At 73.5% G+C, this 15,778-nt stretch carries 14 protein-coding genes and 1 tRNA gene; 5 read left to right on the forward strand and 10 right to left on the reverse strand.

Annotated features, from left to right (window positions below):
- Positions 1–49 precede the first annotated feature (49 nt).
- Complete coding sequence (locus tag ACIQNU_RS23955) at positions 50–1,105, reverse strand: LLM class F420-dependent oxidoreductase (protein WP_401369810.1); 1,056 nt, start codon at positions 1,103–1,105, stop codon at positions 50–52.
- A gap of 173 nt (positions 1,106–1,278) precedes the next feature.
- Here ACIQNU_RS23955 and ACIQNU_RS23960 point away from each other — a divergent pair, with 173 nt between their 5' ends.
- Together ACIQNU_RS23960 and ACIQNU_RS23965 are read left to right on the forward strand one after the other, a co-directional pair.
- Positions 1,279–2,262, forward strand: coding sequence for an aldo/keto reductase (locus tag ACIQNU_RS23960; protein ID WP_401369813.1), 984 nt, complete (start codon positions 1,279–1,281; stop codon positions 2,260–2,262).
- Positions 2,259–4,616, forward strand: coding sequence for a helix-hairpin-helix domain-containing protein (locus ACIQNU_RS23965; RefSeq protein WP_401369816.1), 2,358 nt, complete (start codon positions 2,259–2,261; stop codon positions 4,614–4,616). The genes ACIQNU_RS23960 and ACIQNU_RS23965 overlap by 4 nt, the downstream gene beginning before the upstream one ends.
- 98 nt (positions 4,617–4,714) lie before the next feature.
- Here the strand turns inward: ACIQNU_RS23965 and ACIQNU_RS23970 are convergent, their stop codons facing one another.
- Positions 4,715–5,473 carry a hypothetical protein gene (locus ACIQNU_RS23970; RefSeq protein ID WP_401369819.1) on the reverse strand — a complete coding sequence of 253 codons (759 nt, stop codon included), beginning with the start codon at positions 5,471–5,473 and terminating at the stop codon, positions 4,715–4,717.
- Between the two features lie 47 nt (positions 5,474–5,520).
- On the opposite strand from ACIQNU_RS23970, the gene ACIQNU_RS23975 reads away from it, so the two are divergent.
- A complete protein-coding gene (locus tag ACIQNU_RS23975) occupies positions 5,521–5,709 on the forward strand; it encodes a DUF5703 family protein (protein ID WP_401369822.1) in 189 nt (62 codons plus the stop codon).
- Positions 5,710–5,817: 108 nt separating this feature from the next.
- Here ACIQNU_RS23975 and ACIQNU_RS23980 read toward each other — a convergent pair whose 3' ends face one another.
- The 3 genes from ACIQNU_RS23980 to ACIQNU_RS23990 form a co-directional block, all read right to left on the reverse strand.
- Positions 5,818–6,624 (reverse strand): chaplin family protein, encoded by an 807-nt coding sequence (locus ACIQNU_RS23980; RefSeq protein WP_401369824.1) that lies wholly within the window; start codon positions 6,622–6,624, stop codon positions 5,818–5,820.
- 154 nt (positions 6,625–6,778) lie between these two features.
- Positions 6,779–7,012 carry a chaplin gene (locus tag ACIQNU_RS23985; RefSeq protein WP_401369827.1) on the reverse strand — a complete coding sequence of 78 codons (234 nt, stop codon included), beginning with the start codon at positions 7,010–7,012 and terminating at the stop codon, positions 6,779–6,781.
- A gap of 161 nt (positions 7,013–7,173) precedes the next feature.
- The gene (locus tag ACIQNU_RS23990; RefSeq protein WP_401369829.1) at positions 7,174–8,520 is read right to left on the reverse strand and encodes a M20/M25/M40 family metallo-hydrolase; all 1,347 of its coding nucleotides are present in this window, start codon (positions 8,518–8,520) and stop codon (positions 7,174–7,176) included.
- Positions 8,521–8,702: 182 nt separating this feature from the next.
- Between ACIQNU_RS23990 and ACIQNU_RS23995 the strand changes: the two genes are divergently transcribed.
- Positions 8,703–8,787, forward strand: a tRNA-Leu gene (locus ACIQNU_RS23995).
- Between the two features lie 196 nt (positions 8,788–8,983).
- On the opposite strand, the gene ACIQNU_RS24000 is transcribed toward ACIQNU_RS23995, so the two are convergent.
- The 5 genes from ACIQNU_RS24000 to ACIQNU_RS24020 all read right to left on the reverse strand — a co-directional run bounded on the left by ACIQNU_RS24000 (position 8,984) and on the right by ACIQNU_RS24020 (position 14,708).
- Positions 8,984–9,478 (reverse strand): hypothetical protein, encoded by a 495-nt coding sequence (locus tag ACIQNU_RS24000; RefSeq protein WP_401369831.1) that lies wholly within the window; start codon positions 9,476–9,478, stop codon positions 8,984–8,986.
- 87 nt (positions 9,479–9,565) lie between these two features.
- Positions 9,566–10,801, reverse strand: coding sequence for an MDR family MFS transporter (locus ACIQNU_RS24005; protein ID WP_401369960.1), 1,236 nt, complete (start codon positions 10,799–10,801; stop codon positions 9,566–9,568).
- Positions 10,794–12,548, reverse strand: a complete 1,755-nt coding sequence (locus ACIQNU_RS24010; RefSeq protein WP_401369834.1) for an ABC transporter permease subunit — start codon at positions 12,546–12,548, stop codon at positions 10,794–10,796. The genes ACIQNU_RS24005 and ACIQNU_RS24010 overlap by 8 nt, the downstream gene beginning before the upstream one ends.
- 9 nt (positions 12,549–12,557) lie before the next feature.
- Positions 12,558–14,057, reverse strand: coding sequence for an ABC transporter substrate-binding protein (locus ACIQNU_RS24015; RefSeq protein ID WP_401369836.1), 1,500 nt, complete (start codon positions 14,055–14,057; stop codon positions 12,558–12,560).
- A gap of 99 nt (positions 14,058–14,156) precedes the next feature.
- A complete protein-coding gene (locus tag ACIQNU_RS24020) occupies positions 14,157–14,708 on the reverse strand; it encodes a GNAT family N-acetyltransferase (RefSeq protein ID WP_401369839.1) in 552 nt (183 codons plus the stop codon).
- Positions 14,709–14,870: 162 nt separating this feature from the next.
- Here ACIQNU_RS24020 and ACIQNU_RS24025 point away from each other — a divergent pair, with 162 nt between their 5' ends.
- A complete protein-coding gene (locus tag ACIQNU_RS24025; RefSeq protein WP_401369842.1) occupies positions 14,871–15,698 on the forward strand; it encodes an alpha/beta fold hydrolase in 828 nt (275 codons plus the stop codon).
- Positions 15,699–15,778: the final 80 nt, after the last annotated feature.

Here is a 15,778-nt window from a genome sequence, read left to right on the forward strand (position 1 = left end):
ACCGGTCCCCCGCCTTGAGCGTTCGCAGCGCGTCGGGCGGGTCGGCGTATCAGGCGAGGCCCGCCCGTTCCAGGGCGTCGGAGCCCGCCCGCAGGGAAGCGATCCGGTCGTCGAGGGTCAGCCCCGCGGGTGCCAGCGTGAGCGTGGTGACCCCGGCCGCCGCGTACGCCTTCATCCGGTCCGCGATGCGGTCCACGGAGCCGAGCAGCGTCGTCGAGTCGATCAGCTCGTGCGGTACGGCGGCGGCGGCGCCGTTCTTGTCGCCGTCCAGGTACTTGTCCTGGATCTCGGCGGCCTCCCGCTCGTAGCCCATGCGCTGGGCGAGCTGGTTGTAGAAGTTCTGCTTGCGGCTGCCCATGCCGCCGACGTACAGGGCGGTGTACGGGCGGAACATGTCGGCGAGCGCGGGCACGTCCTTGTCGTCGCCGAGGGCCAGCGGCAGCGTCGGGACGACGTCGAAGCCGTCCATCGTCCTCCCGGCCTTCTCGCGGCCCGCGCGGAGGTGGCGCAGCGCGGTCTCCTCCAGGTGCTCGGCGGCCGGGAAGATCAGCAGGGCGCCGTCGGCGATCTCGCCGGTCTGCTCCAGGTTCTTCGGGCCGATCGCGGCGATGTACAGCGGGATGTGCTCGCGCTCCGGGTGCACGGTCAGCTTCAGCGGCTTGCCGGGGCCGCCGGGCAGCGGCAGCGTCCAGTGGGCACCGTCGTACGACAGGCGCTCGCGGGTCATGGCCTTGCGGACGATCTCGACGTACTCCCGCGTGCGGGCGAGCGGCTTGTCGAACCGGACGCCGTACCAGCCTTCGGAGACCTGCGGGCCCGAGACGCCGATGCCGAGGCGGAACCGGCCGCCGGAGAGCGAGTCGAGGGTCGCGGCGGTCATCGCGGTCATCGCGGGCTGGCGCGCGGGGATCTGGAAGATGGCGGAGCCGATGTCGATGCGTTCGGTCTGCGCGGCGACCCAGGACAGCACGGTCGCGGCGTCGGAGCCGTACGCCTCGGCGGCCCAGCAGACCGCGTAGCCGAGCCGGTCGGCCTCCTTGGCGACGGCGAGATTGTCCGCGTCCATCCCGGCGCCCCAGTAGCCGAGGTTGATCCCGAGCTGCATGGCCGATCCCCTTACTCGTCAGTAACGTCCCTTGCGGCAGACCCTAGCGCGGTCCCGCCGGATCCGTCAGGGCAGGATCGGCGCCACTCGCACAGGGGGTTCCCGTACGGGTTCGGCGTGGGTTGTCCACAGGCTCCGCGTCCTGGGACATCCGGCCAGTAATCTCAGCGCCCATGGAGCAGAGGCATCTCGGCCGTACCGGCCTGCGTGTGTCCCGGATCGGGCTCGGCACCCTGACCTGGGGCCGTGACACCGACGAGAACGACGCCGCGGACCTGTTGAAGGTCTTCTGGGAAGCGGGCGGCACCCTTGTCGACACGGCCGATGTGTACGGCGACGGCGAGGCGGAGTATCTGCTCGGACGGCTCATAGAACGGCTCGTGCCGCGCCGGGACCTGGTCATCGCGACCAAGGCGGGCAGTGTGCCGGACCCGGACCGCAGGTTCGACGGTTCGCGCGGCCATCTGCTGAGCGCGCTCGACGCCTCGCTGGCCCGGCTCGGCACGGACCATGTCGACCTCTGGCAGCTGCACGCCTTCGACCAGGCGACCCCGCTGGACGAGACGCTCCAGGCCCTGGACATCGCGGTGGGCAGCGGACGCGCGCGGTATGCGGGCGTGTCCAACTTCTGTGGCTGGCAGCTCGCGAAGGCGGCCACCTGGCAGCTCGCCGGGACCGGTGCGCGCTCCCCGCTCGCCAGTACGCAGATGGAGTACTCGCTGCTCCAGCGCGGTGTCGAGCGCGAGGTGCTGCCCGCCGCCCTTGACCTCGGTGTCGGGCTGCTGCCGTCGTCGCCGCTGGGCCGCGGGGTGCTGACCGGCAAGTACCGGCACAGCACACCGGCCGACTCGCGCGGCGCGTCCGAGCACATGGCGCCGTTCGTGGCGCCGTATCTGGACGACGCGGCGAGCAGGATCGTGGACGCCGTGGCGACCGCCGCCGACGGTCTCGCGGCGACCCCGCTCCAGGTGGCCCTGGCGTGGGTGCGCGACCGGCCGGGCGTGGTCGCCCCGATCGTGGGCGCGCGCACGGCGCAGCAGCTCACGGCCGCGTTGTCAGTGGAGAGCCTTAGTCTTCCTGACGAGATCCGCGGTGCGCTCGACGATGTGTCGGCGCCCGTGCACCACTACCCCGACCAGGACTGGAGCACGCTGTGAGTACGGAGTCCGCCGCCGCCGCTGAGGGACCGGATGCGACCGGCGCGGGGGCCGAGGAGGTCGAGGGAGCCGAAGGGGCCGACGTGGGCGAGACGGATGACGCGGCCGAGGAGGCCAAAGAGGCCGACGGGTCCAGTGACGCCGTGGAGGGTGCCGGCGGAGCGGGGGCGGCCGGTGGTGAGGTGTCCGAGGCCGAGGCCGAGCTGGCGGCGCAGCGGGAGATCCGGGAGCGGATCGAGCAGCGGAAGGCCGAGAAGAAGGGCCCCATCGACAGCGGCGCCAAACTGAGCGGCACGGCGGCCGATCTGCTGGCCGCCGTCCGCGCGGTCGAGAGCGGCGAGAAGCCCGCCGCCAGCTTCGCCGAGCCGACGGCCGCCCCGCGCAGGCCCGCCCCGGCGCCCGCGCCCGCCCCGAGGCCCGTCGCGGCGGCGCACACCGGCGCCGCCGCGCCCGTACCCGAAGCGGTCGAAGCCGTGCGGGCCGTCCTGGCGGCGGGCGGTGCCCCCGAGGCGCTGGCCCTGCCGGCCGCCGCGGCGCTCGGCGAGGGAGCGGAAGACCTGCTGCGTGAGGACCCCTGGCAGTTGCTGCGGGTGCCGGGGGTGCGCCCCGAGCAGGCCGACGGGTTCGCCCGCGCGCTCCTCGGCGCGGAGTGCGGCCCGGACGACGAGCGGCGCGGCCGTGCCCTCACGGTCTGGCTCCTGGAACAGGCCGCGCTCACCGGACACACGGCACTGGAGGCGCCCGCGCTCGCTTCCGCGCTCACCCGGCGTTCGGTGCCCGACCCGGAGGCGGCCGTGCAGAGTGCGGTCGCGGAGGGTGAAGTCCTGGTGTTCCAGGACGCGTTGGACACCGAACCGGGCGCGCCTGCCGCGACTTCTGGCTCAGCGGCGGCAGCGGTGGCGGCTGCGGCCGAGACGGACGGGGCGGACGACGCCGGCGGGGCGGAGGGGACGGATGAGGCGGAGCCCGAGCGTCCGGTGCGGGTCCTGGTCGGCCTGGAGCGTTACGCGCTCGCGGAGGAGAGCCTCGCCGACGGCCTCGCGCGCGTGGTCAACTCGCTGTCCAAGGAGAGCGGTTCCGAGGCGGCGGACTGGGAGTCGGCTGCCTCCGGTTCCGGTTCGGGATCGCGGTCCGGCTCGCGCGCGGGTTCCGGCTCGGCGGGCGAGCTGATCCGGGCCTGCGGTGGGCACGGGCTGGTGCTGCACACCGGGGGCGAGGCGGCCAGGGCCGAGCCCGCCGCGCTGGTCACGGCGGCGCACGGCCTGGGGCTGCGAGTCCTCGCGGCCACGCACACGGCGGACGGCAGGCGGCGTTTCGCGGCCCTCCTGGAGGCCGTGCCCGAGGCGACGGAAGGTTCCGTTCCCAATTCCGTACCGGCCGGTTCCGTACCGGCCGATGCCGTCGTGACCGTGCCGGGGCTGCTGTCCGGCGCCGAGGGCCCGGGGCGCGATGCCGAAGGCGCGCTCCTGACCGACCTGCTCGTGGTCCTCGACGCGCCCCAACTGGACGTCGAGACCGCCGCGATGCTGGTCGAGTCGCTGCCGGACGGCGCACGGCTCGTGCTCAGCGGCGACCCGGCGGTGCTCTGGTCGGCGGGCCCTGGCCGGGTCTTCGCCGATCTGCTCGCGGCCCGCGTCTGCCCCCAGATCGCCTCCCGCACCCCGGACCCCGGACCCGTCGGCGAACTGGTCTCGGGCATCGGGATCGGCGAGCTGAACCAGGTCGAGGCCCCGGGCAAAGAGGTCGTGATCGTCCCCGTGCGGGACGCGGGCGAGGCCGTCCACCGTACGGTCCAGCTCGTCGCGGACTCGGTGCCGAGGGCCATCGGCGTACCCCCCGAGCGCACCCAGGTGATCACGCCGGGGCACGGGGGCGCGGCGGGCACGCGCGCGTTGAACGCGGCGCTGAAGGAGCGGCTGAACCCGGGCCCCGGCCGGTTCGGCGGCTTCGACCCGGGCGACCGGATCGCGTACGCCCCCGCGCCGGGCCGTGCGGTGCCGGGGCGAGTCGTGAAGGCCGACGCGGACGGCCTGCACCTGGAGTGCGACGGCGGGCCCGTCGTCGTACCGAAGGAGCGGGTCGAGCAGACCGTGCGGCACGGGTGGGCGCTCACCGCGCATCAGGCGGTGGGGCAGCGGTGGCCCGCCGTGGTGGTGGTGCTGCCCGGTGACGCGGCGCAGGTGCTGACCAGACCCTGGGTGTACACGGCCTTCGGGCGAGGTGAGCGGCATCTGTCCGTGGTGCACGGCGTGGAGCAGGCGCTGCCGCGCGCGGTCGCGGAGGCCCTGCCCGCACCACGGGTGACCCGGCTGCCGGTGCTGCTGCGGACACAGGTACCGACGACGGGGCAGTAGCGCGGGCGGCGGCCCGGACGGCAACGCGAAGGTGCCCGTCCCCCGGAGTACGCGGGTACGGGCACCTCGTGTGTCACCGGCGCCGCCGGCGGCGGGGGTCAGCGGTCGGCGTCGAGGCGCTCCAGGCCCTCGTCGTCGACCTCGGTGTCGAGGTCCGCGTCCACATCGGCGTCGAGATCCGGATCCCGGTCCGGGCGTGCGCGCGGGCCGACATCGGTGTCGAGATCCGTGTCGAGGTCGTCGTCGGCTTCGTCGTCGAAGACCGCGCTGACGTCGAAGCGGCACACCACGTGCTGCGGGTCGGCCTGGTCGAAGGGGTTCTCCAGCCACTCCCCCGGCTCGGCGGGCTCGTCGGCCGCGGTCACCCACAGCGTCGAGTCGCCCTCCTCCAGACCGAACTCCTTGTGCCGTGAGGCGATCTCGTCCGGCTCGAACTCGCCGAACAGGACCCCGAGCGCCCCGTGCACGGTGGACCCGGCCACGTCGGACAGGCCGGCCCCCTCGGTCTCGGCCGCCTCCACGCGCTGTGCCTGTGCCAGCAGCCGCTGCGGCTCCACCACCGCGTAGTCGCGGCGGATGAGCACGCTGAGCGCGTTCGGCTCCTCGGGTCCCGTGTACGGCGGCAGCGCGTCCTCGGTGCCCGGGATCTCGAAGGGGGTGACCTCGTCGTAGCGGTCGTAGAGGAGTTCGTCGTACTCCTCGGCCGCGACTGCCAGCTCGTTGAACGCCTCGTAGACGGTCGGGTCGTCCTCACCCGACCGCCGCTCGACCGCCGCAAGGTGGCGGTCGAGTGCGGCCTTGACCGCCTCGGCGGCGGCGCGTACCTCGGCAGCCGTGGGCTGCGCAGCATCAGACATAGTGCAGACGCTATCCGTACCGGGCCCGTGCCCGCACAATAGATGCGATGCCGGAATACGAATTTGTCGACGTGTACGTCCCGCGCGGAGTGTCCCGTAAGGACACGACGCGCCTGCTGACCGACCATGCGGAGTACGGACACTGGGAGTTGGACCGTCTCAGACTGCACCCTGACGGCAGCCGCAGGGTGCGTCTGCGCCGGCGGATCATCCGCCAGGCGCGCGCCACCTGGTGACGGAAAGAGGCTGAAACGGATCGGGCCCCGCGCATGCGGGGCCCCTCCGTTTTCACCGACGGTGACCGTGTGCGTGCGTCACGCGAGCATCATGCGTGGCGCCGTGGGTCAGGCGTGCGCGCGGGCCCTGCGGTAGAGCACCGCACCGCCGAGCACCGCGCCCGCGGCGAGCGGCAGCGCACCACCCAGCGGAAGGCCGCTGCCGGTGTGCGCGAGCTGGTCCGTGGCCCGGGGCTGCGTGACGGTGTGGGTGCCCGGGTGGTTGGGGCTGCCGGGACCGACGGAACCGCCTGCCGGGAGATGTCCGGCGGGGGTGGTGGGGGTGCCGGGGTTACCGGGCTCTCCCGACCCTCCAGGCTTACCGGGTTCCCCCGGCTTACTCGGCTCCCCCGGCTTACCGGGTTCCCCCGGCTTACTCGGCTCCCCCGGCTTACCGGGCTCCCCCGGCTTACCGGGCTTCCCCGGCGGGTTCGACGGCCCCCCGCCTCCCTCACCGCACTCGTTGCCCGTGACCGCGTTGCCGAGGCCGCCGATGGTGACGGCGTTCCCGCAGATGTTCACCGGTACGTCGATCGGGACCTGGACGTGGTTGCCCGAGCCCACGCCGGGCGAACCACTGGCGTGGCCGCCCGTCTGGGAACCGCCGGACGGCTTGTGCGAATGCCGGCCGCCGGAGGTGTTGGCGCACTTGTTGCCCATCGCCGGGTTGAGGAGCCCGACGACATTGACCGTGTTGCCGCACGCGTTGACCGGGACGTGCACCGGGACCTGCACGGTGTTCCCGGACAGGACGCCGGGAGAGCCCGACGTCGCGCCCTTCGCGCCGGAGTCCGCGTGCGCGTAGCCACCGGTCACGGCGAGCACGCCCGTCGCAGCCGCCACGGTGATCAGGCCCTTGCGGGTGCCCTGTCGCATTGCTTTCCCTGCCTTGTCGCCTTGTCGCTTCCGAAAACGCGTACGCGCTCCGTCACACGTACGCGGAGAACTCACGGGGAGAACCGGCGGCCCCGGAGTGCATGGCACGCACTCCGGGGCCAGGAGCCAGAGCCTCACCGAGTGAGGCGCGGCGTCACTTGTTGACGCACACGTTGCCGAAGGCGGGGTTCAGCAGCCCGATCACGGAAACCGTGTTGCCGCACAGGTTCACCGGCACGTGGATGGGCGCCTGGATGACGTTGCCCGAGAGCACGCCGGGAGACTTCACGGCGGCACCCTGGGCACCGGCGTCGGCAGCGGCGATGCCCGCACCCGCGAGAACGAGTCCACCGGTGGCAACCGCTGCGGCGACGACCTTCTTGATCATTATTCCTCCTTGTTGGCAATGCGGTCCCAAGCCTCGGACCGCACCACCTGTAACGAGGAAGGAGTAATGGAGCTACGAGCGTATGGTCGCATTCACCCTTTCAAGGCGGTTCCGTACGTACAGCCGATTATTGGAGTGTCGTTTCAGCGCACCATTCAGGGTCAGGAGGCGTCGATGAAACGGTCGAGTACCCGGACGCCGAACTGGAGCCCGTCGACCGGCACGCGCTCGTCGACCCCGTGGAACATGCCCGCGAAGTCCAGCTCCGGCGGCAGCTTGAGCGGCGCGAAGCCGAAGCAGCGGATGCCGAGGTCGTCGAAGGACTTGGCGTCGGTGCCGCCGGAGAGCATGTACGGCACGGCGCGCGCGATCGGGTCCTCGGCCTGGAGGGCGGTCTGCATGGCGTCCACGAGGTCGCCGTCGAAGCTGGTCTCCAGGGCCTTGTCCTCGTGCACGTCCTCACGCTTGACGCGCGGGCCGAGGATGCGGTCGAGGTCGGCGAGGAACTCCTCCTCGTACCCCGGCAGGAAGCGGCCGTCGACGTGGGCGGTGGCCTCGCCGGGGATGACGTTCACCTTGTAGCCCGCGCCGAGCATCGTCGGGGCCGCCGAGTTGCGGAGGGTGGCGCCGACCATCTTGGCGATGCCGCCGAGCTTGGCGAGCGTGGCCTCCATGTCCTCCGGGTCGAGGGGGGTGCCGAGCGCGTCCGACAGCTCGTCCAGGAAGGACCGTACGGTCTTGGTGACGCGTACCGGCCACTGGTGGCGGCCGAGGCGGCCGACGGCCTCGCACAGCTCGGTGATCGCGTTGTCGTTGTTCGTCATGGAGCCGTGGCCCGCCGTGCCCTCGACGGTGAGCCGCATCCAGTGCATGCCCTTCTGCGCGGTCTCCACGAGGTACAGCCGCAGCTTCTCGTTGACCGTGAAGGAGAATCCGCCGACCTCGCCGATCGCCTCGGTGACGCCGTCGAACAGCTCCGGCTGCGTGTCGACCAGGTGCCGCGCCCCGTACAGACCGCCGGCCTCCTCGTCCGCGAGGAAGGCGAGGACGATGTCGCGCGGGGGCTTGCGACCGCTGCGCAGCCGGTCGCGGACGACCGCGAGGGTCATCGCGTCCATGTCCTTCATGTCGACGGCGCCCCGGCCCCACACACAGCCGTCGGCGATCTCGCCGGAGAACGGGTGGTGCGTCCAGTCCGCCGCGTTCGCCGGTACGACGTCGGTGTGGCCGTGGATGAGGAGCGCGGGGCGGGACGGGTCCTCGCCCTCGATCCGGGCGACCGTGGACGCGCGGCCCGGGTGGGACTCGAAGATCTTCGGCTCCAGGCCGACCTCGGCGAGCTTCTCGGCGATGTACTCGGCCGCCTTGCGCTCACCCGGTCCCGAGTGGTCGCCGTAGTTGCTCGTGTCGATCTGGATCAGTTCGCGGCAGAGGTCGACGACCTCGTCCTCGCCGGAGACGGACCTGGCGACGGGCCCGGACTCGCCGGCCCTGCTCGACTCACTCACGTTGGTTTCCTCCCGCTGTCGCCGCTGGTGGTTCCCCATATCCTCCCTCGCCGACCGCCCGCGCCCAAGGCCGGTCCCGGCCCGTCATGCGCTGTTTACGCCCGGCCCGGCGGGGTGATCAGGGCCGTCCGATTCTTTGCTATGGTTTCCCCGTCGCCGAGGCCAGCCCCGGCGCACCACCGGTCCGGGTGGCGGAATGGCAGACGCGCTAGCTTGAGGTGCTAGTGCCCTTTATCGGGCGTGGGGGTTCAAGTCCCCCCTCGGACACTTCTTCTCCTTCACACAACGGCGCTGACCGAGCTTCGGTCGGCGCCGTTTCCGTGTCCGGGGTCGGGTTGGCCGGCTCGCCGGCCACCGCACCGCACCGCACCGCGCATGCGTCGCGTCGCGCATCGCGGCCGTCAGCTCGGCGAAGCCCTCCAAGGCCACCGCTCCGACTGTCTCCGGGCATCGGGCAGGCCCGTCACAATTGTTCGCCGCACCAAGGGCAGTAACGGGCTTCCGCTTCTGCTCTCATGGCGCCGCAGGCCGGACATACCCGGTCCAGGGCGCACGCCGCCTCGCCGCCCTCCGCCTCGGCGCTCCGCGAGGCGGTGCTTCCGCCGATGCTCAGCCCCGGACGTCGTCGGTGAGCCGTCAGATACACCAGGCCGTCCGGGCCCGCCGACAGGGCGCGGTGGCTCGTCCTCGGGAGCCATGCCACGGCACCGGGCCTCAGCGTCTGCGCGTCGGCTCCGTTGTCGAGCCGTCCCTCGCCCGCGACGACAACCAGCAGGACGTCCAGATCGGTTTCCGCGTGCCCGGTCACCGCCGCGCCCGCGGGCAGCCTCACCAGGTTGGCGTCGAGTTGCCGGCCCTGTTCCGTCAGGCGCCACAGCGCGCCGCGCTCCGCCTCCGGCGCGGCGGCCACGCGCGCGTCGATCTCGACCAGCACCCGGGACGTCTCGTGTGCGGACAACGTGCCTCCCTCGGACGTACGACGGACGCGCCCGTCACCTGATCCGGCCGGCCGCTCCACGTCCCATCGTCCCACCGCCTCAGCGCCTCACCGCCGGGTGTGCGGCAGTAGTGCGATCGACGCGAGCGGGACCACGGCGAGCGCGAGCCAGGGCACGGCCGGCGGGAGGCCGGTGTCCAGGAGGGAACCGGCGCCCGCGCTGCCCGCGAGCACGATCAGGCCCGAGACGGACGACAGGGCGCCCGTGTAGAGGCCGAGTCTGCCGTCCTCGGCGAGGTCGGGGACCCAGGCGCGGGCGGCGGGCGCGACGAGCATCTGGCCGAGGGTGAGCAGGACGACGAAGCCCGCCGAAGGCATCAGCCCCGGTACGCCCGTCCACGCGGCGGGCCGCGCCACCGCGACCACGACGAATCCCGCCGCGATGAGCAGCAGCCCGGCGGCCATGCAGCGGCGCAGGTCGAGGCGGTCCGACGCCCAGCGCGTGACCGGCAGTTGGGCGGCGACGACCAGCAGCGAGGACAGCGCGAAGAGCCAGGCGAGCGGCGCCTGCGAGCCCGCCGCGCGCTCCACCTCGCCCGGCAGGACGAGATAAAGCTGGTTGTACGCGAGCAGATAGGCGCCGTACGCACAGCACAGGGCCAGGAATCGGCGGTTGCGCAGCAGGTATCGGAGGCCGCCGCGCTGTCTCGTCGGCGGCCGGCCCGGGATGTGGCGCGGCAGCAGGCGGGCGTGGCCCGCGAGGACGAGGACGAAGACGGCGGCGCCTGCGAGGCAGACGGTTCGGAAGTCCACGGCGAGCAGCAGTGCGCCGATGAGGGGTCCGACGAAGGCGCCGGCCTGGCCCGCGACGGTGAACAGCGCCAGTACCCGCGTACGGGAGCCGTGGCCCGCCTTCTCCCAGCACACCGCCTGCCGCGCCACCTCGGACTCCACGGCGGGTGAGAACAGGGCTGCCGCGAAGCCGATCAGGAGCACGGCTGCGACGACCGTCGCCGGGCTCCCGGCGTATCCGAGCCAGACGAACCCGGCGATGCGCAGCGCGCAGCCCGTGAGCACCACAGGCCGTACCCCGTACCGGTCCGCCAGCGCGCCACCGACCACGAAGAACCCCTGCTGGCTGAAGGTCCGCAGCCCGAGCACCAGGCCGACGAGCCAGCCCGCCAGCCCGATGGCGGTGGCGAGGTGGCCCGCGAGGAACGGCAGCACGGCGAAGAAGCCGATGTTGAAGGCGCCTTGAGTGAGGATCAGCAGCCGCAGGAGGGGCGAGAGGTGGCGCCAGGTCCGCTCGCGCGGGGCGCTCCTCCGCCGGGCGCCCTCACGCACCGGGGTCACGTCGCGGCCTTCGGAGGCTGGTCGCTGTCACGGCCAGTGCGCCTACGACGGCGAGGACGGCGGCCGGGGTGAGGACGGCCCAGGGGGCGCGTTCGGCGTACGGCTGGTTCTCGGCGAGGAGCAGGCCCCATTCGGGGGACGGCGGCTGGCTGCCCAGGCCGAGGAAGCCGAGGGCGGCGAGGGCGAGGGCGACGGCGGGGAGCCGCAGCAGGGCGTGGCGGGTGACGGCCGGCACGACGGCGGGCAGCAGGGTGCGGCGCAGCACGTGGCGGCGGCCGGCGCCGAGTGCCCGGGTGGCGAGTACGTGGGTGGTGGCCCGTTCCTGGTGGAGCAGGGCCGCCGTGTGGGCGGCGAGGGGTGCCCAGGCGACGGCGGCCACGGCGAGCGCCGGTGTCCAGGGCCCGCTGCCCGCGACGGCGGTGACGAGGAGGGCGACGAGTACGGGAGGCAGGGCGTTGACCGTGTCGACGAGGGGGCCGGAGAAGCGCGGGAGCAGGCCGAGGAGCACCCCGGTGAGCAGGGCGGTGGCGCTGATCGCGAGGGCCAGGGCGAGGGTGTCGAAGGCGCCGTGCGCGATCCGGGCGAGGAGGTCGCGGCCGAGGGCGTCGGTGCCGAACGGGTGGGCCCAGGACGGGGGTTGGAGCCGGTCGGAGGTGTCGAGGGCCAGGGGGTCGCGGGGGAGGCCGCACGCGATGACGGCGAGCAACACGGCGGCGTAGAACAGGGCGGGCAGGGCGCGGCCGGGTGCCGTGGGTGCGGGTCGGTGGAGGGTCGGCAGGGCGCCGTCCCGCAGGGCGGGGCCGGTGAGGAGGCGGGCGGCGAGGCGGGCGGCCCCGCCCGTGACCGCCGCGAGCAGGAGCAGTGCGAGGGTGCCGGTCTGGAGGACGGGCAGGTCCTGGGCGAGGGCGGCCTGGAGGGTGGTCCTGCCGAGTCCGGGGATGTCGAAGATCTGCTCGACGGCGACCGCGCCGCCGGTGAGTCCGACGACGAACAGGCCGAGGTTCGGCAGCAGTCCGGGGACGGAGCGCCGCAGCGCCTGGTAGGCGATGCGGCGGCCCGGCAGGCCGCGGGCGGTGGCGGAGCGGGCCCATGGCTCGGCGTAGGCGCCGGGCAGCAGGTCGTCGAGGAGGCGGCCGAGCAGGGCCCCGGCGGGCAGGCCGAGGGCGAGTGCGGGCAGCACGATCCAGCGCGGCCCGTACCAGCCGAGGGCCGGCAGCCAGCCGAGGTGGACGCCCACCACGGTGGCCAGGACCGACGCGGTCAGGAACTCGGGCAGTGCGGCGAGCAGCGCGGCCCCGCCACGGGACCGGTGCCCGTGCGGCTTGCGCCGCGCTCCCGCCCGCAGCGTGCGCGCGCACAGCGCCCCCGCCACCGTGACGGCGACCACGAGCGCCCCGCCCATCAGCAGCAGCGAGGCGCCGGTCGCGCGGGTGACGGCGGGCAGGACGTCGGCGCCGGAGATCCAGGAGCGCCCCGCGTCACCGTCCGCGAGCCCGCCGAGCCACCGTCCGAGCAGCCGCAGCGGCCCCGCGTCCAGGCCGAGTTCGGCGCGGACGGCGGCCAGCACCTCGGGGGTCGGTTCGCGCTCCGCCGATCGCGCCTTGAGGACGGTGAGCGCCGGGTCGGTACGGGACAGCCAGGGCAGCAGGCCGATTCCGCAGAGCAGGAGCGCGGTGAGGGCGGTGCGCCAGAGCAGGGTGGGTCCGGCGCCCCACACGGCGGTACGGCGTATGTGCATGGTGGCGGCTCAGCGCCGGGTCGCGGTGCCGACCAGGGCCCGCTCGTACGGGTCGAGGCGCACGCCCCGCACCGAGGTGCCGACGCCGGTGACGATGCGCTGGTGGACCAGCGGGACGACGGCGTCGGTGCCCAGGATCGCGGCCTCGGCGGTCATCGCCGCGGCCCGCCGCTTCCCGGTGTCGGTCTCGCTCTCGGCCCGGACGACGGCCCGGTCGACGTCCTTGTCGCAGAGCAGGGCGAGGTTGTAGCCGCCGTCGCAGGTGTAGTCGCTGGAGAGGATCGACACGGGGTCGCCGGTGTCGAGCATGGTGTTGCGGGCGGAGACGAACGCGTCGAACTTCCCGGCCAGGACATCGCTTTCGAGCCGCGCGTACTCGCGGACCTCCAGCTCGACCCGGAATCCGGCCTTCTTCAGTTGCTGCGCCAGCACCTGGGCGACCTCGGGCAGTTCGGGCCGGTTGTCGTACGTGGCGAGGGTGACCGTCGACGCGGGGGCGTCCGCCGCCTTCGCCCGTCCGGTCGGTGCGGTGCGCTTGTCGGCGGCCCAGGTCAGGGCGGGGCCGTAGATACCGGCGCCGGGGTCGGCGTGGCCTTCGTACACGTCACGTGCCAGCGAGGACGTGTCGACCGCGGCGCGGGCGGCGGCCCGTACCGAGGCGTCCTTGAACGGGCCTGTCCGGGTGTTGAGGAAGAGGCTCGTGGTGCGGGTCGTGGCCGTCTCGCGGGCGGTTCCCCGGTCGAGCGAGGCGGACTGCGACACGGGGATCGCCTCGGCGATGTCGACCTCGCCGGTCCGCAGGGCGTTGGCGCGGGCGGTGCCGTCGGCTATGAAGCGGGCGTCGATGCCGGTGGCGCGGGCGGGTCCGGCCCAGTGATCGGCGAAGCGGTCGAGGGTCGCCGTGGTCGTGCCGCCGGTCCTCGTGAGGGTGAAGGGCCCGGTGGCGGTGCCGACCGGGCTGACGGCGCCCGTCTTCCCGTACGCCTTCGGTGCGAGCACGGCGAGGCCGGGGCCGGCCAGGCGCAGCGGCAGGACGGAGTCGGGCCGGGCGGTGGTGACCCGTACGCGACGGTCGCCCGCGGCCTCGGCGGTGAGGCGGACCCCGGAGAGGGCGGCGGGGGCGACCTTCGCCCTGGTGGCGTGGGTGAGGGCGGCGGCGACCGCGGACGGGGTCACCTCGGTGCCGTCCTGGAAGGTCGCCTCGCGCAGCGTGAACAGCCAGGCGCGGTCGTTCTCGCGGGTCCAGGACGCGGCGAGTGCGGGTGCGGCGGTGCCGTCGGTGTCCAGCCTGGTCAGCCCTTCCGTGACACCGAGGCGGCTGAGGAGGGTGGCGTCGGCGCCGTACGGGGAGTAGTTCTCGGCCGGCGGGAAGGCCAGCGCGACCCGGAGCCGTGAACCGGCCGCCGATTCGGACGAGGACGTGCCGCCGCCGGAGGCGAAGCAGCCGGTGACGAGCGGGGCGAGTAGCAGGCCGGCGGCGAGCCGACGGCGGCGGCGGACAGAGCGCATGGTCCTCGTTCTTCCCAGGTGGTGCGGGGGTACCGGCGAGAGATTACATGACAATCATTTCCATCAACGGGTGGGGGTGCCTGGGCCAGGGGTAGCCGTTCAGGGCAGGGGCACCTCGACGTGCACGATCCCCTGGCCGCCGCCCGGCTCCGCACGCTCGTCGCACACGACCTTGCCCAGCGACCGCCAGAACGCCTCCGCGCCGGGCACCGCCGGGTCGGTGTGGAGATACGCGGCGTCGTAGCCGCCGTCGGCGACCGCGAAGTCCAGCAACTCGCCGACCAGACGCCGGGCCAGACCGCGCCGGCGGCTCTCGGGGCGCACGTACACGCGGCGCAGTTGCGCGGTGCTGCCCGACGGGTAGCGGTCGGCGAGCCATCGCGGGTTGGGCGGGTGGGCCGGACCCCGGGAGTCCAGCGCGGCCGTCGCGACGACCGTGCCGCCCCGCCCCTCCCCGCTCCGGTCGACCTCGACCGCCACGAGCAGCGTGTGCCGTACGGGATCCAGATAGGCGCCCCGCGGATCGATGATGTCGCTGTGCCAGCGCGGCACGTACCCCGTACCGAAGTCGCGGTACACGGTGTCGAGCATCACGGCACGGGCGCCGTCCAGGTCGTCGGGGGTCGCGGTTCTGATGCGGTACTCAGGCACTTGCGCATCATAGGCAACAAGAGTCCGGCGTCGACCGGAGGTACGTCCGCGATGAGTTTTCCCGGCGGCGGGAGTCCCCCCTGCGTCCCCGTGATCACGGCCTATTGCTCGCGGCCCATTGCTCACGGACTCACGAACGACCTCTCAGGAAGGACGACCGTCATGACCACCCACACCCTCGCCGTCCCGGGCGCGCGCCTGCACTACGAAGTCCGGGGCGCGGGACCTGTGCTGCTCATCACGGGAGCACCCATGGACGCGTCGGCGTTCGCCCCGCTCGCCGAGGCGCTCGCGACCGACCACACCGTCGTCACGCACGACCCGCGCGGCATCTCGGGCAGCGCGCTCGACGACCCCGAGCAGGAGTCGACCCCCGAGCTGCGCGCGGACGACGCCGCCGCGATCCTGGCGGCGCTCGGCGCGGAGTCCGCCGACGTGTTCGGCAGCAGCGGCGGCGCGGTGACCGGGCTCGCGCTGGTCGCACGGCACCCCGGCCGGGTCCGTACGCTCGTCGCGCACGAGCCTCCGTTGCTGGAGCTGCTGCCCGACGCCGCCGAGCAGCGTGCCGCGACCGAGGGCATCATCGCGACCTTCCACCGGGACGGGATCGGGGCGGCGTGGGGGGCGTTCATGGCCAACGCGGGGTTCGATGTCGGTGGCGGTGAGGGTGGCGCTGCCGGTCCGCCGCCCGGGGAGCCCTCGGCGCCCTCGGAACAGGACATCGCCAACAGCACCCGCTTCTTCGCCCATGAACTGCGCGGCACCGCCCGCCACGTACCCGACATCACCGCGCTGACGACCGGCCCGACCCGAGTCGTCGTCGGCCTCGGCGTGGACTCGGCCGCCCTGGTCACCCACCGGACCTCCGTCGCCCTGGCCGAACAGCTCGGCACCGAACCGACCATGTTCCCCGGCGACCACGGCGGCTTCATGGGCGACCCCAAGGGGTTCGCCGAGAGGCTTCGGGAGGTGCTGAAGGGGGGCGGGTGAGGGGTGACCGGTGATGCGACCCCGAGCTTCGCGGACACGCGGGCGAGTCCGCCAAGGAACACTCCGCCCCGACATGAGAG

Source organism: Streptomyces sp. NPDC091292 (assembly GCF_044757265.1).
GTDB lineage: Bacteria > Actinomycetota > Actinomycetes > Streptomycetales > Streptomycetaceae > Streptomyces.